This is a genomic window from Rahnella sp. R3(2024) (assembly GCF_042920125.1).
In the GTDB taxonomy this organism is placed as follows: Bacteria; Pseudomonadota; Gammaproteobacteria; order Enterobacterales; family Enterobacteriaceae; genus Rahnella; species Rahnella rivi.
Genome location: NZ_JBHGBU010000001.1, coordinates 797,162 through 821,627 on the forward strand (window position 1 = coordinate 797,162; position 24,466 = coordinate 821,627).

General features: G+C 55.3%; 21 protein-coding genes. 3 read left to right on the forward strand and 18 right to left on the reverse strand.

What is annotated here, in order from left to right; all coding sequences use genetic code 11:
* Positions 1 to 63 precede the first annotated feature (63 nt).
* From ABSH60_RS03385 to ABSH60_RS03435, 11 genes are all read right to left on the reverse strand, one after another.
* Positions 64 to 636 (reverse strand): UbiX family flavin prenyltransferase, encoded by a 573-nt coding sequence (locus ABSH60_RS03385; protein WP_390972692.1) that lies wholly within the window; start codon positions 634 to 636, stop codon positions 64 to 66.
* 127 nt (positions 637 to 763) lie between these two features.
* On the reverse strand, positions 764 to 2,281 hold the full coding sequence (purF, locus tag ABSH60_RS03390; protein ID WP_056782171.1) for an amidophosphoribosyltransferase: 1,518 nt from the start codon (positions 2,279 to 2,281) through the stop codon (positions 764 to 766).
* Between the two features lie 30 nt (positions 2,282 to 2,311).
* A complete protein-coding gene (cvpA, locus tag ABSH60_RS03395) occupies positions 2,312 to 2,803 on the reverse strand; it encodes a colicin V production protein (protein WP_034791821.1) in 492 nt (163 codons plus the stop codon).
* Between the two features lie 264 nt (positions 2,804 to 3,067).
* Positions 3,068 to 3,865 carry a cell division protein DedD gene (gene dedD, locus ABSH60_RS03400; RefSeq protein ID WP_056782168.1) on the reverse strand — a complete coding sequence of 266 codons (798 nt, stop codon included), beginning with the start codon at positions 3,863 to 3,865 and terminating at the stop codon, positions 3,068 to 3,070.
* Positions 3,855 to 5,141, reverse strand: coding sequence for a bifunctional tetrahydrofolate synthase/dihydrofolate synthase (gene folC / locus ABSH60_RS03405; protein WP_390972694.1), 1,287 nt, complete (start codon positions 5,139 to 5,141; stop codon positions 3,855 to 3,857). The genes dedD and folC overlap by 11 nt, the downstream gene beginning before the upstream one ends.
* Positions 5,142 to 5,346: 205 nt before the next feature.
* Positions 5,347 to 6,264 (reverse strand): acetyl-CoA carboxylase, carboxyltransferase subunit beta, encoded by a 918-nt coding sequence (gene accD, locus ABSH60_RS03410; protein ID WP_390972696.1) that lies wholly within the window; start codon positions 6,262 to 6,264, stop codon positions 5,347 to 5,349.
* Between the two features lie 262 nt (positions 6,265 to 6,526).
* A complete protein-coding gene (locus ABSH60_RS03415; RefSeq protein ID WP_217204534.1) occupies positions 6,527 to 7,195 on the reverse strand; it encodes a DedA family protein in 669 nt (222 codons plus the stop codon).
* 35 nt (positions 7,196 to 7,230) lie between these two features.
* The gene (gene truA / locus ABSH60_RS03420) at positions 7,231 to 8,061 is read right to left on the reverse strand and encodes a tRNA pseudouridine(38-40) synthase TruA (RefSeq protein ID WP_390972698.1); all 831 of its coding nucleotides are present in this window, start codon (positions 8,059 to 8,061) and stop codon (positions 7,231 to 7,233) included.
* Between the two features lie 2 nt (positions 8,062 to 8,063).
* Positions 8,064 to 9,074, reverse strand: coding sequence for an aspartate-semialdehyde dehydrogenase (locus ABSH60_RS03425; RefSeq protein WP_390972700.1), 1,011 nt, complete (start codon positions 9,072 to 9,074; stop codon positions 8,064 to 8,066).
* A 119-nt stretch (positions 9,075 to 9,193) separates the two neighbouring features.
* Entirely contained in the window at positions 9,194 to 10,321 is a 1,128-nt protein-coding gene (gene pdxB / locus ABSH60_RS03430) for a 4-phosphoerythronate dehydrogenase PdxB (RefSeq protein ID WP_390972701.1), read from the reverse strand.
* A gap of 100 nt (positions 10,322 to 10,421) precedes the next feature.
* Positions 10,422 to 11,231, reverse strand: coding sequence for a helix-turn-helix domain-containing protein (locus ABSH60_RS03435; RefSeq protein ID WP_072158209.1), 810 nt, complete (start codon positions 11,229 to 11,231; stop codon positions 10,422 to 10,424).
* A 137-nt stretch (positions 11,232 to 11,368) separates the two neighbouring features.
* Here ABSH60_RS03435 and ABSH60_RS03440 point away from each other — a divergent pair, with 137 nt between their 5' ends.
* Together ABSH60_RS03440 and flk are read left to right on the forward strand one after the other, a co-directional pair.
* Positions 11,369 to 12,265, forward strand: a complete 897-nt coding sequence (locus ABSH60_RS03440) for an EamA family transporter (RefSeq protein WP_390972703.1) — start codon at positions 11,369 to 11,371, stop codon at positions 12,263 to 12,265.
* 252 nt (positions 12,266 to 12,517) lie between these two features.
* Positions 12,518 to 13,567: a flagella biosynthesis regulator Flk gene (gene flk, locus ABSH60_RS03445; RefSeq protein WP_122097525.1), complete on the forward strand. Its 1,050-nt coding sequence runs from the start codon at positions 12,518 to 12,520 to the stop codon at positions 13,565 to 13,567.
* 36 nt (positions 13,568 to 13,603) lie between these two features.
* Here the strand turns inward: flk and ABSH60_RS03450 are convergent, their stop codons facing one another.
* On the reverse strand, positions 13,604 to 14,059 hold the full coding sequence (locus ABSH60_RS03450) for a rhodanese-like domain-containing protein (RefSeq protein WP_390972705.1): 456 nt from the start codon (positions 14,057 to 14,059) through the stop codon (positions 13,604 to 13,606).
* Positions 14,060 to 14,143: 84 nt separating this feature from the next.
* Between ABSH60_RS03450 and ABSH60_RS03455 the strand changes: the two genes are divergently transcribed.
* On the forward strand, positions 14,144 to 15,685 hold the full coding sequence (locus tag ABSH60_RS03455) for an aminotransferase class I/II-fold pyridoxal phosphate-dependent enzyme (protein ID WP_390975669.1): 1,542 nt from the start codon (positions 14,144 to 14,146) through the stop codon (positions 15,683 to 15,685).
* Here ABSH60_RS03455 and ABSH60_RS03460 read toward each other — a convergent pair.
* The 6 genes from ABSH60_RS03460 to fabB form a co-directional block, all read right to left on the reverse strand.
* Positions 15,639 to 16,766 carry an SLC13 family permease gene (locus ABSH60_RS03460; protein WP_390972706.1) on the reverse strand — a complete coding sequence of 376 codons (1,128 nt, stop codon included), beginning with the start codon at positions 16,764 to 16,766 and terminating at the stop codon, positions 15,639 to 15,641. The two genes, ABSH60_RS03455 and ABSH60_RS03460, sit on opposite strands and share 47 nt — an antisense overlap.
* 191 nt (positions 16,767 to 16,957) lie before the next feature.
* Positions 16,958 to 19,264, reverse strand: a complete 2,307-nt coding sequence (locus ABSH60_RS03465; protein ID WP_056782141.1) for an Orn/Lys/Arg decarboxylase N-terminal domain-containing protein — start codon at positions 19,262 to 19,264, stop codon at positions 16,958 to 16,960.
* 49 nt (positions 19,265 to 19,313) lie between these two features.
* Entirely contained in the window at positions 19,314 to 20,651 is a 1,338-nt protein-coding gene (adiC, locus tag ABSH60_RS03470; protein ID WP_056782139.1) for an arginine/agmatine antiporter, read from the reverse strand.
* Between the two features lie 272 nt (positions 20,652 to 20,923).
* Positions 20,924 to 22,378, reverse strand: coding sequence for a PepSY domain-containing protein (locus ABSH60_RS03475; protein WP_390972709.1), 1,455 nt, complete (start codon positions 22,376 to 22,378; stop codon positions 20,924 to 20,926).
* Between the two features lie 93 nt (positions 22,379 to 22,471).
* Positions 22,472 to 22,948 carry a DUF2946 domain-containing protein gene (locus ABSH60_RS03480; protein ID WP_056782133.1) on the reverse strand — a complete coding sequence of 159 codons (477 nt, stop codon included), beginning with the start codon at positions 22,946 to 22,948 and terminating at the stop codon, positions 22,472 to 22,474.
* A 130-nt stretch (positions 22,949 to 23,078) separates the two neighbouring features.
* The gene (fabB, locus tag ABSH60_RS03485; RefSeq protein ID WP_056782131.1) at positions 23,079 to 24,299 is read right to left on the reverse strand and encodes a beta-ketoacyl-ACP synthase I; all 1,221 of its coding nucleotides are present in this window, start codon (positions 24,297 to 24,299) and stop codon (positions 23,079 to 23,081) included.
* Positions 24,300 to 24,466 lie beyond the last annotated feature (167 nt).

The window sequence follows — 24,466 nt, forward strand, 5'->3', positions numbered from 1 at the left end:
TGATCAGCGTTGGTGCATTGTTAGTGAAATGCTAGAAATAAGTGCGTACAGGGGGGAGAAAACTCAGTGGCTGCCCTGCCATCGAACAAACAGGTCTTCCGGCAACTCAATATCGAACTGATCGATGACGCGGTTAACGGTCTGATCGATGATATCTTCCACCGACGTCGGGCGATGATAGAACGCCGGAACCGGCGGCATGATGATGGCTCCGAGCTCAGCGGCCTGAGTCATCAGGCGCAGGTGGCCAAGATGCAGCGGCGTTTCGCGGACACAGAGCACCAGACGGCGGCTTTCTTTAAGCACCACGTCTGCTGCGCGGGTCAGTAATCCGTCGGTATAGCTGTTCACGATGCCGGACAAGGTTTTGATCGAACAGGGTAAAATCACCATTCCGGCGGTTTTAAAGGATCCGGAAGAAATACTGGCGGCGATATCGCGGGAATCATGAACCACATCGGCCATGGCCTGCACGTCGCGCAGCGTCAGATCGGTTTCCAGAGTCAGCGTCTGCCGTGCGGCATTACTCATCACCAGATGGGTTTCGACATCCGGTACGCTTTTTAACACCTGCAACAGCCGGACACCGTAAATTGCGCCGCTGGCGCCTGAAATACCGACAATAAGTCGTTTCATGAACACTGCCTTAGAAGAATGAACCCGGACGGTGCTAATACTGACATACATTCAGGCATAAAAAAACGCGCCCGACCTGTGTGTTCACAGGAGGGGCGCGCTTTATATCATGTCAGCAACGCGCTTATCAGCCTTCGTTGTGCATCTCGAGGTTTTCAGCTTCCTGCTGACCACGTAACGCCTGAGCGTCGTCGTTGCGCAGGGCTTCGAGGTATTCCAGGTAATTCTGGTCAACGTCTTTCGTGACGTAAATACCGTCGAATACTGAACACTCAAATTTCTCGATATCGCTGTTGTCTTCTTTCACTGCGGCGATCAAATCGCTCAGGTCCTGGAAGATCAACGCATCGGCACCGATGATTTGGTTGATTTCGCTGACTTCACGGCCATGCGCAATCAGTTCGTTGGCACTTGGCATATCGATGCCGTAGACGTTCGGGAAACGAATTTCCGGTGCCGCTGAAGCCAGATACACACGTCTTGCCCCCGCTTCACGCGCCATCTCAACGATTTGCTGAGACGTGGTGCCGCGCACGATGGAGTCATCCACCAGCAACACGTTCTTATCACGAAACTCAGCGCGGTTAGCATTAAGTTTGCGACGCACAGATTTACGACGTTCCTGCTGACCCGGCATGATAAATGTACGGCCAACATAACGGTTTTTCACAAAACCCTGACGGTACGGTTTATCCAGGATGCGCGCAATTTCCAGCGCGATATCACATGAGGTTTCCGGGATAGGGATCACCACGTCGATATCCAGATCTTCCCATTCACGGGCAATCTTCGCGCCCAGCTTTTCACCCATACGAACACGGGCGCTGTAGACGGAAATTTTGTCAATGAACGAATCAGGACGTGCGAAATACACGTACTCGAACAGGCACGGATTGTACTGCGGATTCTCAGCACACATGCGGGTAAACAGCTGGCCTTTTTCGGTGATGTACACCGCTTCGCCCGGCGCCACATCACGCAGGAACTCAAAGCCCAGTGTATCTAACGCCACGCTCTCAGACGCCACCATGTACTCATTGCGGCCATCTTCCAACGTACGTTTGCCGATCACCAGCGGGCGGATGCCATGCGGGTCACGGAAAGCTAACATGCCGTGACCGATGATCATCGCCACGCAGGCATAAGCACCACGGATTTTCAGGTTCACCGCCGACACGGCAGCGAAAATGTTGTCAGCTTCGAGCGGATAATGCTGGAAACGATCCAGCTCGCTGGCCAGGATATTCAGCAGGACTTCAGAATCAGAAGTCGTGTTGACATGGCGACGCTGGCCTTCGAACAGATTGCTTCTCAGTTCATGGGCATTGGTCAGGTTACCGTTATGGGCCAGGGTGATGCCGAACGGAGAGTTGACGTAAAAAGGTTGAGCTTCTGAAGCGCTGGAACTGCCAGCCGTTGGGTAGCGAACATGGCCGATGCCCATGTTGCCTTGCAAGCGTTGCATATGGCGGGCTTCGAAAACATCCTTCACCAGGCCATTCGCTTTCCGTAAACGGAAGTTATTATTGGCATCAATGGTGACGATGCCTGCGGCATCCTGCCCACGGTGTTGTAACACCGTTAACGCGTCATAAATCGACTGGTTTACCGGCATGAAACCGGCGATACCGACAATACCGCACATGTTGTCTTTTCCTCTTCAGCGCTGCCAAAACTAAAGATGTTTTGGCAAGAAACTCGACGTGCTCTGCAGGTAGTCAAAGAACCACCTGATGATATAACTGAACTGTGGGATCAACTGGGATTGCTTCCAGTCTTCACTTTGTGAGAAGCCGGTAAAAGTATCCAGGAAGAACAGCATCGCGGAGACAATCAACACCCCGCGCAGCGCGCCGAAGCACACACCTAACACCCTGTCTGTGCCGGACAATCCGGTTCTTTCCACCAGCGAACCAATCACATAGTTGACAATTGCACCTACGATCAACGTCGCGATGAACAAGATGGCAATTGCGATCCCGTTTCGAACTAACTCATCTTCGAAACGCGTGAAGTAGATGGCGAGGTAAGGGTAATAATGACTGGCAACGAAGAAGGCGCAAGCCCAGGTTACCAGTGATAAAGCCTCACGAACAAAGCCACGAATCAAACTGACTAATGCAGAAAATCCGATAACCGCAATGATGACGTAATCAATCCAGACCATTAACTATTCCAGTGTCTAATCCAGTCACGTCTACCCCGGCATCCAAATCGCTGCGAATTCTAACAGAAAAAGAAAACGTTTGCGTAGGGGAAATCTGCCGGTCAGACAAATTAATAATAGCGATTAAAAAAACCTCAATCGCAGCATAACCCTATAAAAACCCAACCTGAGGATCTTATAGAAAAAGGGCACAAATCGCTTGTGCCCTCCCTGGTATTTTTTATGTTTTATCAGTTCCCTCCCCGGCAAAGGGGAGGAGTAACGTCAGTGTGCAGAGTAAGCCCGAACCTGGCCGCCTAATCCGCTGAGCTGTTGCAACTGCGGCAACGAGGCTTCGAGCTTCTGCCTGGAGGCATCCGGCCCGACGTAGAGGCGCGTTATCTGCCCCTGTACCGGCGTTGACGGAACCGTGTAGGCACGGAAACCGGAGAGTCGCAGATTCGCCACGATCTCATTGGCTTTGGCGGCATTTTTCAACGCCCCCAGCTGCACAACATACGACTGCCCCGCCGGCGCTTTTTCTTCCTGCGCCGGCTTCGGCTGTTCTGCGGCTTTCGGTTGCTCTGCCGGTTTAGGCTGTTCAACCGGTTTCTGTTTGACGACAGGCGGTGCTTCGACCATCGGTTTAGGCTCGATCGTCTTAGGCTTCTGAACCACTGGCTTTTGCTCAACCGGTTTCTGCTTCGCAGGTTCGGTACGCGTTGGTTGCACCGTTTTTTTCTGCTCTGGCAGCGTCGTTGCAGGTGGCGTTTCTACCGTGGTATTCCCCGGTGCCACCGCGCCACGATTGGCCGCCGTGGTATTGGTCGCGGAATTGTCAGATTCCGGTGCGCCATGCATCGACTGATCTGCGCCTTCAGGCGCCTGAGCAGGCAGCGACTGCGTCACCGGCGGTACCGAATCCTGCTCCTCGACATCACCCGCTTTTGGCACCAATGGGATCGACGCAAATTCGTCTTCGTAATGTTTTTTCTTGCCGTCGAGTAATCCGGGCAAAATGATGACGCCCAGCGCCACCAGAATGACCGTACCGACCAGGCGATTTTGAAACTTACTTGCCACTGGTTTTCCCCGTATCTAAAGCATCCATTACGTGAGCGACGGTATGAAACGAACCGCAGACGATCACAATATCCTGAGGAGCCGCCTCCTGCATGGCCTGCTTCCAGGCTGACTCCACATCCGTAAACTGACGCGCCGCGGGCAGATGCGCCGTCAGTTCTTCAGCGCTGGCACCGCGCGGGCCTTCAAGCGGCGCGCAATACCATTCATCCACCTGCGGGGACAGACACGCCAGCGTACCGGCAATATCTTTATCTGACAACATGCCGACGACGGCCCGTACTTTCCCGCCATGGCGTGGCTGTTCAGCCAAACGCCCGGCCAGATAGGCAGCAGCGTGTGGGTTATGCGCCACGTCGAGGATCAGGCGCGGTGATTCGCTCACGGTCTGGAATCGCCCCGGCAGCGCCGCACGCGTCAGGCCACTGCGCAACGCCTCAGGCGGGATCTCCAGCGGCGAATAATGCAGGGCTGCCAGTGCCGTCGCCGCGTTGGCTAAGGGAACGTTTGGCAACGGCAGAGCCTCCAGAACGGTGGTTTCCGCCCCTTCCTGCAACGCCGCCCAGCGCCAGCTGTCAGAACCAGCGGTAAAATGCCACTGGCTGTCACGACGGAAGAGATCGGCATTTTTTTCCTGCGCCACATCCGCAATCGACTGCGGCATATCCGGCTCACCGACCACCGCCGGTTTGCCCGAACGGAAAATACCGGCCTTTTCGCGGCCAATGCTTTCGCGGTCTGACCCCAGCCAGTCCGTGTGATCCAGCGCGATGCTGGTCACCACGGCAACCGTGGCATCAACAATATTGGTGGCATCCAGACGACCGCCCAGCCCGACTTCGAGGATCACCACATCCAGCTTAGCCTGCTTAAACAGCTGCAAAGCAGATAAAGTGCCGTACTCGAAATAGGTCAGAGAGATATCGCCGCGCCCGGCTTCAAGCTGCGCGAAAGAGGCGCAGTGTGCCGCTTCGGGTAACTCGTCGCCCTGAATACGCACGCGCTCGGTGTATCGCACCAGATGAGGAGAACTGTAAACGCCGACACGGTAACCCGCCGCCATCAGAATCGATTCCAGCGTGGCGCAGGTGGTGCCTTTGCCATTGGTACCGGCCACGGTAAAGACCAGCGGCGCAGGTGTCAGTAAATCGAGTTGGGTGGCGACTGCGCTGACGCGGCTAAGGCCGAGTTCAATCGCCTGAGAATGGAGATGTTCGAGATAATAAAGCCACGTGGCCAAAGGCGACGTGGCTTGAGGGATAAGTTGATTTTGCATGAGCCCCGTTCAACCTGCATTAGGTTCACTTCGACACTACATCACCAGACTGTGACAGCAGGCAATGCCCTCTTTTTCAGATACTGCTGAAAGAGTAAAAGCACGGCCTGCCAGTCCTGAGCGATAACAGCTTGACGGCGACAGCTTGGGCGGCACAACGATGAGTGGCCGCCCTGAACAACTGACCGGCTTTTACTCTGATCGATCAGGCATCCTGATGATTGTCAGCGGCAGAGCCGTTGACCGCAGCCGGCACCTCAGCCACACGTGGCTCAGGTTGTCCGGTGAGCTTCGCCAGAACGCTGCCCAACTTGGCACGCAGATCCGGGCGACGGACGATCATATCGATCGCGCCTTTATCAATCAGGAATTCACTGCGCTGGAAACCAGCAGGCAGTTTTTCACGTACGGTCTGCTCGATAACGCGCGGGCCGGCAAAACCAATCAGGGCTTTTGGCTCAGCCACGTTGATATCACCCAGCATCGCCAGGCTGGCAGAAACGCCGCCCATGGTCGGGTCAGTCAGCACAGAAATGTACGGCAAGCCGCGTTCCTGCAATTTCGCCAACGCCGCACTGGTTTTCGCCATCTGCATCAGCGACATCAGCGCTTCCTGCATACGTGCGCCGCCACTGGCTGAGAAACACACCAGCGGGCAGTTATCTTCCATGGCCTGTTCAACGGCACGGACGAAACGAGCCCCGACCACTGACGCCATGGAACCGCCCATGAACGCAAACTCAAACGACGCCACTACGATCGGCATACCAAACAGCGTGCCTTTCATAACAACCATCGCGTCTTTTTCGTTGGTTTCTTTTTGTGCAGCAACCAGACGATCTTTGTATTTTTTGGAATCTTTAAACTTCAGAACATCTTTAGGCTCAAGCTCGCTACCTAATTCAACCTCACTGCCCTCGTCCATGAAAGTGGACAGACGCATACGCGCAGACATACGCATATGGTGGTCGCACTTAGGGCAAACCATGAGGTTGCGCTCGAGCTCGGCGCGGTAAAGTACCTGTCCGCAGCTGTCACATTTAGTCCAGACGCCCTCAGGAATGCTTGCCTTACGGGTTTGCGAGTCAGTGCTCTTACTAAGAATTCGTTCAATCCAGCTCATCGATAACCTTTCTGTTTGAACCCGGCCAAAGCCAGTCCGCTGTTCATGCAGTAACAAGTCCCCTGAAACCTACCCAAAAATGTCTGTGTCCGGCGTGATAAAAAACCTCACACGCCGCATCACAGAAGGGTTGTTCGCAGGAACAGACCATAAATTGTCGCTCATTAAACCATAACAGCCAGAGACTGTGGATAAAAAACTGGTGAGTCTGCGGGTTTAATGACCGTCAATATCCTGTTAATTGATAAAAATTGTCACGGGATCACCCCTGATGACGTTTCTCTTTCGCCGCTGCGCGTTTGTGCCGCCAGATTTCAATCACACCCGGCAGGATGGAAACCACAATGATGCCGACGATCAGTAATTTCAGATTTTCCTGAACGATCGGAAGATCGCCGAAAAGGTATCCAGCATAGGTAAACAGCAGCACCCAAACTAACGCACCAATCACGTTATACGCAGCGAAATGACGATAAGACATATGCCCCATGCCCGCGACAAACGGCGCAAATGTCCGGACGATCGGCACGAAGCGCGCCAGAATAATCGTTTTGCCGCCATGTTTCTCGTAAAACTTATGCGTCTTGTCCAAATAACTGCGACGGAAAATTTTCGAATCCGGGTTACTGAACAGCCGCTCACCGAACACCCGCCCGATCGTATAGTTCACCGCATCGCCCACAATGGCAGCAATCGCCATCAGGAACACCATCAGATGGACGTTAAGGTCATTGCCCGGCAACGCGGCAAGCGCGCCTGCGACAAACAGTAATGAATCGCCCGGCAGGAAAGGTGTCACCACCAGGCCGGTTTCACAGAACAGGATCAGGAACAAAATCCCGTACACCCAGGCGCCATACTGCGCGACCAGCTCCGCTAAATGCACATCAATATGTAGAATAAAATCGATCACAAACTGAATGAAACCCATTTGATTTCCGTCCTTTTTTACACCATCAATGGTTCTTAATCTTCTAAGAACAGCGGCCCCATATTGACCTGGGGTAATGCAAATTTCTCGGGGTAATCCACAGAAACCAGATACAAACCTTCGGCTTTTCCGGTCGCCGCGGCCAGATTGCGATCTTTCGCCGCCAGCAGCTCTGCCATCCAGCTCACCGGCTGATTCCCCGCACCAATTTCCACCAGACTGCCGACAATATTGCGCACCATATGATGCACAAACGCGTTCGCCTTGATGTCCACCACGACATAATTACCGTGGCGTGTGACATTCAGGTGCACCATGTAGCGCCACGGCGTACGCGACTGACACTGCGACGCGCGAAACGACGTGAAGTCGTTCTCACCCAGCAACGCCTGACCGGCGAACTGCATTTTTTCCACGTCGAGCGGCATGTGAACGTGCGTCACACCGGTATGCAAAATCGCCGAACGGTAGCGATGATTGTAGATAACATAACGATAACGGCGGGCGGTGGCGCTGAAACGGGCGTGAAAATCTTCCCCGACGTTGGCACACCAGCGTACCGCAATGTCTTTCGGCAGGTGCGTGTTCACGCCCATTGTCCAGGCTGCATCGTTACGCATCACCGGCGTATCGAAATGGACCACCTGACCGGTGGCGCTGACGCCCGCATCGGTACGCCCCGCGCAAAACACCACAATCGGCGAATCGGCCACACGGCTCAGCGATCTCTCCAGACATTCCTGAACGCTGGCGGCTCCCTGCTGACGCTGCCAGCCGAAATATGCGCTGCCGTTGTACTCAATACCTAACGCAATGCGCCCCACTACCGGGGCCGCACTGACGTCAGAAATAACCTCGTCGGACATAATCAGTACCAGTACTCATTGATCAGTTTTTCTGCGGTTTCCACCGCCATCAGGGCACCGCCGAAACGCACGTTATCCGCCACTGACCAGAATTGCAGTAATTCAGGCACGCCATAGTCATTACGCAGACAGCCAATGCTCAGATTGGCATTACCGGACGCATCACTGACCTGGGTCGGGAAATCGTTTTCATCGCTCAGGGAAATATCGTCGATACGTTCAAGTTCCGCGCGCGCTTCGTCTGCAGAGAGCGGGCGCAAACCTTCCAGATGCACTACCTGCGCGTGACCGTAAAACACCGGCGATTGCACGCAGCTGACAGAAATAGGCAAACCGTCGTCCTGCAAGACCTTACGCACCTGATCCACCAGACGACGTTCCTGTAACACGCTGCCTTCTGCATCACTCACCAGCGGCAACAGGTTAAACGCCAGTTGCTTACTGAAGATGCCTTCCTCTGCCGGAATACCGTTCAGCAGGCGCGCACTTTGCCCGGCTAAATCATCCACCGCCGCTTTACCCAGCGCAGACACGGAGAGCAGTGACGTCACATGCAGACGCGATAAACCGGCCTGTTCGGTCAGCGGTTTGATGGCGGTCAGCAACTGACTGGTCAGGCTGTCAGCCACGGCCACAATATTACGGTTGCGGTAATGGGACAGCGCGTCCGGGTTCACGCCCGGCACCACCAGAGGAATGTCGTTTTCCAGCGAGAACAGGCCGCTGCTGTCGATAACCAGACATCCCTGATTCGCCGCTTCTTCAGCGTACAGTGCCGAGGCTTCGCTGCCCGCGACAAAAAACGCCAGCTGAACCTGCGACCAGTCGAATTCAGACGCCAGCTGCACGCGCAGGCTTTTGCCATTGAAACGCACGGTCTGACCGGCGCTGCGCTCACTGGCCAGCGGGAAGAGCTCACCAACCGGGAACTGACGTTCAGCCAATAATTCCAGTAACGCATCACCGACTGCGCCCGTTGCGCCAAGCAGCGCAATATTCCAGCCATCAGACATGTTGGTTTTCTCCAGAAATAAAAGTGCAAAATACAAAGGGGCGATGAATGATCACCGCCCTGCTTTCGAAATCGTTATCAGATTACTGTATGTGAAAAAGCTTAAGGCCGCGTTAAGCCTCAGCCCGGCTGCGTGGTAAAGCCCAGCTTTTTCAGCATCTCCGCGGTGGCCGGATCGTCACATATCACCCGTAAAGATGACCACTCGCGACGCTCTTCATAGAACTTACGCAGTTTGTCGAATTCCCCCGCTTTTCCGGCGACACGGCGCAAAGGCCGGTCATCGCGGCGCACATCATACACTAAGTGAATAAGACGCAGCAGTTTGGCTTCACTCAGTGCACCGCGCAGCGTGACTTCAGCAAATTCTGGCGGCGGTAACAGCGAGGCCAGCGCCACGGTTTGCGGCTGACCGATAAACTGACTGAATGCCTCAAACACCTGCGTGGTGCCGCGCGCCTTGCCTTCCAGGCTATAGCCTGCAATATGTGCCGTGCCGATAGCCACTTTTTCAAGCAGCGCCAGCGATAAATCAGGCTCCGGCTCCCAGACGTCGAGCACGGCGGTCAGCTTTTTCGTGCCGTTCAGCGCATCGAGCAGCGCGGCGTTATCCACCACTTCGCCACGACAGGCGTTGATCAAAATACGGTCAGCCGGCAGGCGGGCCAGCAGATCGGCATCCACCAGATGATAGGTCGCGTAAGGGCCGGACGGGTTGAGCGGCGTGTGGAAGGTCAGAATGTCGGCGTCGGTGACCAGTTTTTCCAGAGGCCAGAATTCCCCTTCATCACCGCGATCGGCACGCGGGGGGTCGCATAACAGGGTGCGGACACCCAGCGCTTCCAGACGGGCATTAAGGCGTGAACCGACGTTACCCACGCCGATAATCCCGACGGTTTTATCGCGCAGCTGGAAACCATCGCGCTCTGCGAGGATCAGCAGTGAGGAGAACACGTATTCAACCACCGCAATGGCATTACAGCCCGGAGCGGCTGAGAAACCGATGCCCTGCGCAGCCAGCCAGGCATCATCAACGTGATCGGTCCCCGCGGTGGCTGTACCGACAAATTTCACCGGCTTGCCCGTCAGTAAACTTTCGTTCACCTTGGTCACCGAACGCACCATCAGCGCATCGGCATCGTTGAGCGCATCCTGCGGAACAGGACGGCCGGGAACAGCCTGCACAGTGCCCAGCCGGCTGAACAGCTCAACGGCATACGGCATATTTTCATCAACCAGGATTTTCACGTTTGACTCCGGCAACACGGCCTAAAGAAAGAATAGAAAATTAAGAAGACAGGGATTTTGCCACGTTCGTGGCGTTGATCCCAACTTTCAGGGCACAACTTTACCTGTCGTTACGAAAACGCTGCGGGGTGGTGCCGGAAATTTGCTGGAACATGGTGATGAACGCCGAAGACGAGCTGTATCCCACATCGTGAGCAACGTCCTGCACATTTTTTCCCTGCTCAAGTAACGAGATAGCGTGTAAAAAACGCAACCGCTGACGCCATTGGGCAAAACTCATCCCCAGTTCCTGCTGGCAGCGGCGCGACAGCGTCCGTTCGGTGGTGTAAATCTTTGCCGCCCATTGCGCCAGCGGCGTGCTGTCAGCCGGATTCTTTTCCAGTGCGCTCAACACCTGCGACAACAATTTGTCTTCCGACGTCGGCAGATAGGTGTTTTGCCGGGGTGCCAGGCTGATTTGATCCAGCAACACGCGGCACATACGCAGGTCTGTCTCCGTCTCCGGTTCCGTGAGTTTTCGCGAAAAACAGTCATCGGCAATTGCATTAAAAATCGCAGTGGGCGTTAACAGACAGGGGGCAGACGGCAGATTTTGGTCCAGTTCGGGAGCGATATCGATGGCGCAAAATCGCGTCGTTTTGCGGTTATAACTCGAGTGCTCGGTGCCCGCCGGTAACCAGATGGCAAATTCGCGCGGCGCCAGATAGCGCTGCCCGGCCACCAGCATGGCAAGCACACCGGATTTGACGCAGATAATCTGGCTCCACGGATGCGAATGGCGCACATACTCCGAGTTGCCTGCCACGACTTCGCCGCGAAACAGCAGCGTGGTCGGCATTTTCTCCGGCAACGGCGGATAGTAACGTGGAAGTGGTGATGTGCGCTGAGCCGTGCCGCGTGGTGATGCCATAAAAGCCTTTTGTCTGTGACGGAAATCGCGCGCCAGCAGGTTGTCTGAATTACGCGAAGGGTTGTCTGATTATCGTTATATATAACAAATAAGACAATCGTACACTGGCGCAACGATTTACATAGGGATGATTTGTCATGAATGTACTTTTTCCGCTGATGGCCGTGTTGATCTGGTCACTCAATGCCGTGGTCAGCAAGGCTTCCGCGACCGCCATTGATCCTGCTGCCATTTCTTTTTACCGCTGGTTGCTGGCGCTGCTGACACTGACACCTTTTGTCTTGCCCGGCCTGCTGCGTAACTTTCAGGCGGTGAAACAATACTGGTGGAAACTGCTGATCCTCGGCCTGCTGGGGATGGTGCTTTATCAAAGCCTGGCCTATTACGCCGCACACAGCGTCAGTGCGTTGTTCATGGGGATACTGAACTCGCTGATCCCGCTGCTGACCGTGGTGATCAGTCTGTTCCTGCTGAGCGTGGTGCCCACTGTCGGTATCGCGCTGGGCTGCATCATTTCTTTCGCCGGTCTGGTGTGGCTGGTCAGTGCGGGCGATCCGGCGCAACTGCTGCAACATGGGATTGGCAAAGGCGAGCTGATGATGTTTTGCGCCTCGGCGGCCTACGCACTGTATGGCGTGCTGACCAAACGCTGGGCGATCCCGCTGCCTAACTGGCAATCGCTGTATGCGCAGATTGTTTTTGGCGTGTTACTGCTGCTGCCCAACTTCCTGCTGGCAAACGACGTCAGCCTGACAGTGCACAACATTCCGCTGGTGCTTTTTGCGGGGATTCCGGCCTCAATCATGGCGCCCTTTTTGTGGATCCAGGGCGTTATCCGCCTCGGCGCCAACAAAGCGTCCATTTTCATGAACCTGTCGCCGATTTTCACTGCCATTATCGCGGTGCTGTTCCTGCATGAGCATTTGCAGAGTTACCACATTATCGGCGGCGGCATTACGCTGGCCGGGGTGGTGATCGCCCAGCGGCTGCGCAAACCGCTGTTTGGCGGCGCCTGCCCTCCCGCAGAGAAATAACGCCACTGAACGTCACTGCTCTACGCGAGAATCAGCAGAGCAGTGACTGATTTTTCGCTTTCGCGCCCCGCCAGACGTTTTTAACGCCCGTTTTGATAAATAATATTTCTAAGAATAGTCATCAGCCTGCCATTCACGGTGTCGATTAATAAACTTTGCAGGTATGATGAGGCGCTTCTGCGCTCTTGCGCCGCGCTTTTACTTTTCTTCCAGGTTCAGGCGACGTTTTAATTTCCAGCGAAGGACGGTGATATGCAACCTTTGAGCGGCCCGGGCATGCCGGTTGGCGACAACAGAACACAGCCTCAGGGTCAGACCGTTCCTGCTCAATCGGGTGGCGAACTGCCATTAACCCCGGCGCAGCGAACCACGCTGGAAAAGCTGATCGTAAAGCTGATGGCGCTGACGCCGATTAAATCTGCGGAGATCTGGGCCAACCTGCGCCACGACCTCGCTTTGCCGCACGACGCAGAGATCACCTCGTCGCAATTTCCTCAGGCGCAGACACTGCTGCAGGGAAAACTGACGCAGGCACAGGACAGCCACGCTTCGCGCCAGCTGATGCTGCAACTGACCGAGCTGCTGCCGCAGGGCAACAATCGTCAGGCAGTCAGCGATTTCATCCGTCAAAGTTTTGGCCACACCGTGCTCAGCCAGCTGACCCACCCGCAGTTGCAACAGGTGCTGGATCTCATTCAGACACGCCAGATGAATATTCCGCAGCCGCAGCAAACACCGGTCACCGATCGTCCCTTGCTGCCTGCCGAACACAATAACCTGCAGCAACTGGTCACCCGTCTCAGTGCGGCCACTGGTGAAGCGCCGGTGAAAGTGTGGCAGGAGCTGTTCAATCTGGTGGGCGTGAAAGTCGGCGATGCCATACCGGCGAAACACTTCCAGCTGCTGAGCCAGTTTATGCAGGTGAAAGCCTCACTGAGTCAGCAAACGACGCCACCGACGCTGACGACCCTGCTGAGCGTGCTTAAACAACCCGCCACAACGCAGGAAATTCGCCAGCTCACCGAATACGTGGAAAACCGCTTCAACGCGACGTTATCATCGCCCCTCACGCCGGTGCAGGTGAATGACCTGATTGGCGTACTGTTCAGCCAGCGCGTGGATCGCACGCCGCGCAGTGAAGAGATTGATGATCACTTCACTACCACGACGCGCACCGATCCCCAGCCGATCATGAATCCGCTGGTCGCGATGTTGCCGCCTTCCATGCAGGCGCTCGGCGGCAAGCCGCTGCTGTTTATCGCCTTTGTGGTGATTGTGCTTTTACTCTGGGCGCTGTTTTAAGCCCGCTTCGCTCCTGAACCTGCAAGGGTTCAGCACTCAGGCGCAGCCGCAATCTTGCGGGGCGACGTGACGGGAATAGTCTCCCCGCTCCTCGCCCATTGCCAGCGGATGCCGGTCGCGGATCCAGAAATCCAGCCCGCCAATCATCTCTTTTACCCGAAATCCGAGCTTAGCCAGCTTGTACGCGCCCTGTGTAGAACCGTTACAGCCAATCCCGTCACAATAAGTCACATACACCACCTCTTTACTGAGGGCAGCCGTGCTCTCAGCGGTCATCAGTTTATGTGGAAAACTCACCGCCCCCGGCACGTGCCCGCGTACATAATATTCAGCAGAACGGGTATCAATAACCACAATACCGGTGACGCCATTTTGCAAATCTGCGGCCACATCGGCTGCGTCGGTGTAAAAACTCAGTTTTGACAGCAAATATGCAGCGCTGACTTCCGGTGACGGTGGCTCAAAAGCCAGAACATACGATGAATGCGACATATCTTCTCCTGTGAGATTTTCTTTGTTAAAAGCCGTTCCATCATCACCAATTTTGGTCTTATTATTGATGCCAATTTCAGCCATATGATAAGACCCATTATGCCCAAAACGGATCGGCCTTCCGCCTTGATCACTTTGTTCGGAGATACCGCTGAGCGGGGTCATGCAGCGCCTGCCGGGCTGCGCGACCGCCTGTGTGCCGCACTGCGCAGCGCCATTCACAGCGGTGCGCTGATTGCCGGGGAGAGATTACCGTCATCCCGCCTGCTGGCCGCTGATCTGAACCTGTCCCGCATCACCGTGGAAGCGGCGTATGCCCAGACAGAAGCGGAAGGTTATCTGTATCGTCAAACGGGAAAAGGCACCTTTGTCAGCGCATCCCTTCCCCGCCCCGCAGCACCGCGCAAACAGGCCGTTATTGCCGTAAGCCCTCCGAGACTGTCTGCACGTGGACAAACCATTTTGGCCACCGGCGGGTGCCGCGATCCGCAATTCCCGCTGGCTTTTGCCGCCGGTTCGCCCGATCTGCGCGCATTCCCGCTCAAAACCTGGAAACAGCTGACCGCCAGGCAATTGCGCGTTCACGGCGAGCGTCTGCTGGGTTATGGCGATCCGCAGGGCTATTTACCCTTACGCGAAGCCATCGCCAGCTATCTGCAACAATCGCGCGGCGTGGTGTGTTCGGCAGAACAGATCCTGATAACCACCAGTTCGCAGCAGGCGCTGCAATTACTGGCGATGCTGCTTATCGACCCGGCCGATTGTGTCTGGCTGGAACAGCCCGGTTATCCCGGTGCACGCAACGCGTTTGCCAGTGCGGGCGCGGATATTTGTGCCGTTGCGGTTGACGGTGAAGGGATCGCGCCGGCGGCGAATTTACCCGTGCCGCGCCTGATGTATCTGACACCGTCACATCACTACCCGACCGGCGTCAGCCTCAGTTTGCCGCGCCGCCTGCATCTGCTTGACTACGCAAAGCGTCACGGCAGCTGGATCATTGAGGACGACTACAACAGCGAGCTGCATTACGACGGACGCCCTCTTCCGGCCATGCAGGGACTGGATAAACATCAGCAGGTCATTTATCTCGGCACGTTTTCAAAGGTTTTATTCCCTTCTTTGCGGCTGGCCTACGCCGTGCTGCCGCCAGCCCTCGTCGCGCCAATGGTCACGATGCGCACGGTGAATGACGGACACTCTTCACAGCTGATGCAGGCGGTGACCGCTGAATTCATGCAAACCGGGCATTTCGCCGCCCACCTGCGTTTTTCCCGCCAGCTGTACCACAGCCGTCGTGATCATCTGCTTGAACACATTAAGCAAAAAATCAGCTGGCTGACACCGCAGGTCGCCGCTGGCGGTTTACAGCTTGCTGCCCGCCTTCCTGCTGGTCAGGAGTCACACCTGAGCACGCTTGCTACACACGCAGGGGTGGAAACACCCCGCCTGTCGCCGTTATTTATGGATGTGCCAGGCTCTGCCGCCCGGCATCAGGATGGCTGGTTGCTGGGATTCTCCGCACTGACGCCTGCGGAAATCACGGCAGCCGTCAACCGGCTGGCGTCAATCAACGTTGCCGTTACTTCGCCAGCAGCGGCAGCAGCCACCACCCCGCCAGCCCGCTGAACAGCAGGAACGGGAAAGAGTAGTAATGAAACCTGAGCCAGATCTTTTTGTCATTCGCCATACGCAGGGCAATCAGATTGGCAAGCGAACCTATTGCCAGCCCGAAGCCTCCCGCGTTAACGGCGTAAGCCAGCAGCGGGCCGGACGGCAGATAGTTGATCATCAGGATCGTCGCAGGCACGTTGCTGATCACCTGTGAAAGCCCGATGCTCAGCAGATAATGTCCGTAATCGGGCAAACTGTGGATGTGAGTAAACGCGGGCTGCAAAGCATTCAGCCCGACCAGCAAACGCACATCAATAAACATCACGATAAACACCAGAATCAGCGGCCAGTCGATGCGCAGCAGAACGTTGCGTGCCAGCAACAGGAAGCACGCAATCACGGCCAGTAAACCGTAAAGTGCCAGCCCCAGATCCACACAGGCGATGAACACCACATACAGCACTGCGCAGCTGAAAAGCAGCCGTTTACGGAAAGGATATCCCTGATTACTTTCAAGCTTTTTCAGGCTGTGCGACGGAAAACAAAACCACGTCACCAGCAACAATGCAGCCAGCGTCACCAGCGCCAGCGGCGCCATCTGCCCGATAAAATGCAAAAATGACTGCCCGGACTTATTCCACAACAGGATGTTTTGCGGATTGCCGATAGGCGTGAGCAGGGATCCGGCATTCACCGCCAGCGCTTCGAAAATGATCAGCCGGGTCACCGGCAGCGATGTCAGTTTTTTTAGCGTAATCGTCAGCGGTATCACGATGAACAGCGCAACGTCATTGGTCATAAACGTTGAAAGCACCGCCGCCGCCATCACCAGAAACAGGGCCAGCCACCGCTCATTGTCGATGGCGTTAATCATCTTTCGGCCCACAAAATCAAAATAGCCGCTGACCTCCACGCCCTTGGTCAGCATCAGTAAACCGAGCAACGTGACGATGGTGTTCCAGTCAACAAACTGCGGAAACTGAGTGATTTTCTCCGGCTGGAACACGGTCAGAATGACGCCAAGCAGAATTAACAGATGCAAAAATCTGTCACGTAAAAAAGGTTTAACGACTGTGCCGAACGCTGCTATCAACATGGTTATTCTTCGCTGAACAAGATGCGCTGACGTTACCCGAAGAAATTCTCTCCTGCCAGCGCAAAAATGATTTCTCCGGGATGTCGCGCAAAAAAAACGAGGCTCATACAGAGCCTCGTCATCGGGTTGCGGCGTATCCCGCAATACTTTTATCTCATACCACTTTCCGCTTGCCGGTGAAAAAACAGACGCTACTCTTTCAGCACCCAGATGTGGTACTGGCCGTCTTTGAACTCTGCCCCTTCGAGTTCTTTTTCGAAGCCGGGGAATTTCTCGCCCCATTGCGCGATGCTGCGGATATAACTCAGCCACGGGTCGTTTTTGGCACCGAAACTTTCACCCGGCATGACGATAGGGATCCCCGGTGGATAAGGGATCACGCCGACCGCGGAGACGCGACCGGCCAGCTTGTCGAGGGTCAGATGCTCACAGCGCCCGGCCATATGGTCCTGAAACGCAGCGCGCGGCAGTTTGACCGGTGTCGGGATTTTGCCGAAAGCGTCGGATTGCAGTTTGTCCATCTGGCTGGTTTTCATGTAGGCGAACATCTCGTCGCAGAGATCTTTCAGCCCCATACCGGCATAGCGCGCGGCGTTGGAGGAGGCCAGATCCGGCAGGCACAGCGTCAGCGGGCTGTTGTCGTCGTAATGCTGTTTGAACTCCAGCAGAACGTTGATCAGTGTGCCCCACTTGCCTTTGGTCACGCCGACCGAAAACAGACACAGCACCATAAAATCGGTGGTGCGCGAAGGGACAATGCCGTGCTGAGAAAGGAATGCCGTCACCATCGCCGCAGGGATGCCGTTTTCCAGCATCTTGCCGTCGTCGCCCATACCCGGCGCCAGAATACCGGCTTTGATCGGGTCGAGCATGCACCAGTCGTCGTCGAGCTGATCAAAACCGTGCCAGCTTTCGCCCGGTCTGAGCACCCAGCAAGACGGGTCTGTCGTCAGTTGTTCTTTGGAGGCATTAATGAACGGAATTTTTTTACCGGTTTTCACATCCAGCACGTCCGGCGCATTCCACGGCGAGAAGAACCATTCGCCCTGAGCGGAGAACGCTGCATGAACTTTTGCCAGCGCCATGCGGAAATCGACCGCTTCGTTGATCACTTCCTGAGTCAGCGATTCGCCCTGCTTGCCGTCCATCATCGCCGCGCCCACTTCATTGGCGGCAATAATGGCGTACAACGGCGACGTGGTGGCCTGCAACATGTAGGACTCGTTGAAGCGCGAATGCTCTACCGGTTTTTTACCGTTACGGATGTGGATGTAAGAAGCCTGAGAAAGCGCGGCCAGCAGTTTGTGGGTGGAGTGCGTGGCGAAAACCGTCGGGCCTTCAGGGTCGTGATCGGCCGGATTACCGCGCATGGCGTAACGATCGCGGTAGAACGGATTAAAGCGCGCATAGGCATACCAGGCTTCATCGAAGTGAATATTATCGACGCTCTTCGCCAGTAAATCCTGCGCCTGTTTGGCGTTGTAGCACATGCCGTCGTAAGTACAGTTGGTGACGACGGCATAAACCGGTTTCGGATCTGAGGCGAGTTTTTTCAGCGGATGTTCATCCATTTTCTGCTGGATGGACTCGGCCATAAACTGCGATTTGGGGATCGGCCCGATGATGCCAAAGCGGTTGCGCGTCGGGATGAAAAAGACCGGTATACCGCCGGTCATTACCAGCCCCTGCTCGATCGACTTATGGCAGTTGCGGTCACACAGCGCGAACTGACCATCGCCTACCACCGCCGTCATGATCGCGCGGTTAGAGCCCGATGTGCCGTTAAGCACCGAGTAGCTCTGGTGCGAGCCGAAGACCCGTGCGGCGTAGGTTTCAGATTCTTTAATCGGACCGCTGTGATCGAGTAACGAACCCAGCGCACCGCGCTCGATACCGGTATCGGTGCGGAACAGGTTTTCACCAAAGAAATCGAGAAACTCGCGCCCTACCGCTGTTTTGGTAAAGGCGACACCGCCCTGATGACCGGGTGCCGCCCACGAATATTCCGGAGAATATTTGGTGTAGTGAAACAATGCTTTGGTGAACGGCGGCAACAGCTGGTCATAATATTTATCGATCAGGGCAACGGAGCGCGCCGCGATAAACTCTGCGGTGTCCTCGTGCATCCAGACAAATTCGTTGACCATTTTCATGGTATCGAGGGTCAGGGTGTCGATACAGGAGTGCTCCGCCATCAGCAGCACCGGCACGCCTTTGTTGCGGCGGCGGATCTCCTGCAGCAGCGCAAACGCCTGACTGTGCGAAACATCGTCGTTGCCGCCGGAGGTCCAGTCGACAAACACGCAGCAGATAGAGGCATCAGACGTGATGGTCGCGATGCCGTCTTCAAAAGTGACGGCGGGGATCACCGTCAGGTTGGTGTCTTCCAGCGCTTCGATAAGTTCGCGCACGGCGCGGCCGTTCGCGGTATTAACCTCGGAAATATTGCTGTCAACCACCAGCACTTTACGTTTTTTATGGCGACTTAAATCGATCATAACCTTTCCTTTCCTCTTGAATTTCAAAATGTCAGGGAGCTAAAAACGGTCAGTCCAGTTCAAGCGGTTTGCCCAACGGATACGGGTTTTTATGACGACGGTTATAGTTGAAGCTGTACAGCGCGGTAATCACCATCAGCGCGATGAATGACCACATCACCTCTTCCGCGCCGGAGCCGACCACGGCCCATACGCAATACACAAAGGCGATCAGCGTAATAAAGCTGTACATTCCGGTGCGGTTGCCCAGATGACCATGCCCGACCAGCATCAGCGCGGCGCAGGTATACAGATACGGCACTAACGTGAAAATGACGGAAACCGAGGAAACCAGGGCGAACTGTTCCGTGGCATCCGGAGAAATGGTCGATACCTGGAAGATAGTCATCAGGATACCGAGCACGATAAGACCTTTGACCGGTACCCCCTCTTTGTTGACCTTGGCAAATATCGGCGGGAACAATCCGTCATCGGCGGCGGCTTTTGCGGTCTGGCTGGCAAGTAACGTCCAGCCACCGAGTGAGCCCAGACACCCCGCAGCGGCGCAGAAGGTGACGATGGCCCCTGCCGTTTCGCCCATTGCCATCCTTGCGGCATCACCGAACGGCGACGTGGAGAGGCGCAGCGCCGCATTCGGGATCATGCCCATGATCGCGGTGGTCGAGAGCACGTAACAGACCGCAGCAATCAGCACGCCGCCGATGGTGGCAATCGGCACGTTGCGTTTCGGGTTTTTCACCACCGCCGCGGCGACCGAGGCGCTCTCTACGCCGATAAATGACCACAGCGTCACGCTCAGGGTGCTTTGAATCGCGCCAAAGGTGCTTTTTCCACTGACGTTCCAGGCCTCCATGTAAGTATCACTTTTGAACCAGAACCAGCCAAAAATGGCGATCGCCAGAATCGGGATCAGCGCCAGCACCGTCGCGACGGCCTGAACACGGGTGATCATCTTCGCACCGACAATGTTGAGAATGACGAACAACCACAGCACGGCAACGCAGGTGAAGGTCAGAACCAGCGGCTCTTTTAAAATAGGGAAGAAGTAGCTGAGATAACCAACGCCGATCACCACCATCGCGATGTTACCGACCCAGCACGCCAGCCAGTAAAGCAGGTTGGTTTGATAACCCAGATAGGGGCCAAATGCCCTGCGCGCATAGGCGTAGGAGCCCCCTGCACTGTCATCAAGCGATGACATTTTGGCGTACACCATCGACAGCGCCAGCGCGCCAATAATCGTCACCAGCCAGCCATATATCGCTACCCCGCCAGTGGACGCCAGGTTGGCCGGCAGGAGGAAAACTCCCGAGCCCATGATATTCCCGGACACCATCAGGGTGACCGGAATTAACCCCACTTTGTGATCATCTGATTCAATAGCCATGAACAAACCCCTACATAAAGTAATGCATTAATTTACAAAGGAAATATTGAATAAAACAAAGACATTCTTCGGACTTTTCTGATGCAAGAATAAGACTAGTAGAGTTTTTGGCGGGCGTAATAAATAGCGCGATAATTTAAATAAATGGTTAATTATCACAAATATAAAAATCAGTTTTATCAGAGTGATAAATGAAAATGAGAAAATAAAATTCAGAGGAAGGAGAGTAATGCCGGTGGTGCATCGCATCAGCACCACCGGAAAATTTAAGATTAGTTCAGGTTACGGGTGCGGTACACCCTGCGCTCAGAGGTTGCCCAGCGGGCGATATCAATCAGCAGGAAAATGACCAGGCTGACGCCCATCACCGGCAATGAAATCGCAAGCCCCAGGGTGATCAAAAAGAGTGGGCATTGCAGGCTGAAAGGCACCGATTTCCAGGTTTGCATCAGCGTGATCACCGGGTTTACCCCGCCGCTGCTCACGTTTCTGCGCAACCACCACAGGCGATATCCCCAGGCAATCATCACGCAAAGCCCGGTACCAAACACCGCCAGAATTACCTGATTCCACAGGCCAAACAGAATACCCATATGGGCGTCCACGCCCCAGCGGGTCAGTTTCGCCAGCAAAGGGAAATCGGCAAAACGGACGTGATCGACAATCCGCAGGGAGGTCGGATCGACAGAAACGGCATCCACCTGCGTCGGCCAGCTGCGATCGACTTCGGTCACCGTCCAGGCTTTACCGGGGGTATAGGCCGGGCGGATTTCAATTTTATTCGCCCCGATCCCTGACGCCCGCGCGGCCTGAACGACAGTATCAAAGGTATCGGGGGTGACCGGCACGGTTTCAGGTTTCTCGTGCATCACATGACCAGACATCTCCATGCCCGGCATATCCGCCATGGTGGCGTGATGCTCAGCGTGCTCGTCAGCAGGCGCGGCCGGCGCGTCAGCCTCTAAGGCCGTGTTCACCGCCGGCGTCAGCCAGCCCATGTGCGCGCGCAGCACGCCAATATTATCCCCCGCCCACTGCGACCAGGTCAGACCCGTGGCCGAGAAAAACAGCAAACCGGCCATCAGCGCCAGCCCCAGCGTGCTGTGCCAGCGACGGCTGCGCTCCTGCTTCGCCACTTTTTCGCTCAGTTTTCGGGGCGAGCGGCGCTTCGGGCGGCCTGTCAGCCACAGGATTATGCCGCCGATTGCCGCAACCCATAGCCAGGAAGCCGCAAGCTCACTGTAAAACCGTCCGGCATCGCCCAGCAGCAGGCCGCGATGTAAATCATCCAGCCAGGTGCGAAACGGTAAAATCCCGCTGGTGCCGTACACCGTCATATCGCCTTTTACCGCCAGGGTGGCGGGGTCGATAAAGATGGCGCGGCTTTTGGAAGCACCCAGTTGCGGATCGGAGAACATCACCCGCGTGGTATCGCCCTCATGAGGCGCAGGGCGGACGGCGTAAATTTTCGGATCCGGACCTGCCACCTTCACGGCAGCATCAATTTGTTGCGACAGCGGCTGCGCTTCCCCCTGAGAAGAGGTGAACAGCGCATCGGCGTAGAGGTAGTTTTCAAACTGCGGCGTGAGGACATACAGCGTACCGGTCAGAGCGGCGACAAAAATAAACGGGCCGACGAACAGGCCGATATAAAAGTGTATGCGCTTGAGCAGCGCAAGAGATGCGGCTTTGACCGTCATTTTTTGAGAAACAGCAGGCTGGCTCATCAATCAGATTTCCTGAATTTTCCATAGCAAACACACAACGGTTACGCGGGTTAAGCGCCGTTATGTCGATAATTTTCATGTGAAGAGAAAAAGCTAAAGAAAATGAGGAGGCGCGCGGGGCTGAGAATCAGTGAAGAACAGCGAAGGAAAGAGACGTTGTATTACTGAACGCGAAGGCGCGCGGCCGGAATAAGCCCGCGACCACAGCATCGGCATGGCCTGTAAGTCGAGCATCGGCAGATGCACCAGCAACACGCAATAACCGCAGGCGGCATCGCTCATGTCACCGAACATCATCCTTTTCGCGATATCTTTCGGCGCAGACTGACAGGATAGCTTCTGACAATGTTCCGGCGAGTCATGGTGGTCAGGCATCATCATGCCAGCCATCTCACCCTCTGGCATGTCCATGTCGGACATCACCATTCCTGGCATCATTGTGTGCTGCGCACCCTCAACCGCCTGTGATTTGGAAATCACCGGAGCAATAAACAACATCAGGATCGCCAGGATCCCAAGCCAGGCCGGGAAGCGCAGATGTCGATGATTGATGTGTCGGAGTGAGAGCATTATGTCAACAAAGTGAAAATAAGAAGCGGCGAAATTGTACCTGAATTGTTGAGGGATAACAGGAGGGATAAACAACAGACGTAAAAAAGCCCGTGTTAAACGGGCTTTTATTAGTGCTTAACGACAGGAATTATTTGTCGTTTTTCATCTTGCGCATAACCAGCGTGGCGTTAGTGCCGCCGAAACCGAAGCTGTTGGACATCACGGTCGTCAGCTCGCGCTGAGTTGGCTTAGTGATGATGTCCATGCCTTCCGCTTTCTCATCGAGGTCTTCGATGTTGATGCTTGGCGCGATGAAGCCGTGCTCGGCCATCAGCAGGGTGTAAATCGCTTCCTGAACGCCTGCGGCACCCAGAGAGTGACCGGTCATGGCTTTGGTGGAAGAAAGCGCTGGCGTTTTATCGCCGAACACTTCACGGATCGCACCCAGCTCTTTCACGTCGCCGACCGGAGTAGAAGTCCCGTGCACGTTAACGTAATCGATAGGCGTATCCACGCCGTTCATTGCCATTTTCATGCAACGCACAGCGCCTTCACCGGATGGAGCCACCATGTCTGCGCCGTCAGAGGTTGCGCCGTAGCCAACGATTTCTGCGTAGATGTGCGCGCCACGGGCCAGAGCGTGTTCCAACTCTTCCACGACAACCATACCGCCGCCGCCTGCGATAACAAAACCGTCACGGTTCTGATCGTAAGTACGGGAGGCTTTTTCAGGGGTTTCGTTGTAACGGGTAGACAGCGCGCCCATTGCATCGAATTCACAGGCCATTTCCCAGCACAGCTCTTCGCCGCCACCGGCAAAGACCACGTCCTGTTTGCCAAGCTGAATCATTTCTAACGCGTTACCAATGCAGTGAGCAGAGGTTGCGCAGGCAGAACTGATGGAGTAGTTCACGCCACGGATTTTGAACGGGGTCGCCAGACACGCTGAAACACCGGACGCCATCGCTTTGGTCACCATGTAAGGGCCAACGCCTTTCAGGCCTTTGGCACGCATACCGTCGGAACCCGCAACCTGGTTGCGCGGAGAGCCGCCGCCGGAACCGGCGATAAGGCCGGTGCGGTCGTTGGACACCATTTCAGGGGTCAGACCGGAATCTTCAATCGCCTGTTGCATGGAAAGATAAGCGTAGATCGAGGCATCACTCATGAAACGCACAATCTTACGATCGATAAGGCCTGCGGTGTCTAATTTGACATCACCCCAGACGTGACTACGCATGCCGGCATCTTTCAGCTCTTGCGAGAAGGTGATCCCAGAGCGACCCTCTTGCAGAGATGCAAGAACTTCCTGCTTGTTGTTACCGATGCTCGAGATGATACCCAGGCCAGTAATCACTGCACGTTTCATTTAATACCTCTTGTACTATTCACCATTCGGGATTTCGTCACGCACTCTAGCGTACAGTTGTACGCCGAACAAGTCCGATCAGCAATTCCTTGTGTAAATCGTGGTAAATTTGCGCGGGGTCAAACGCAGGCGTAAACTCCGGCATCGCCTTGAACTGAGAGAGTTTC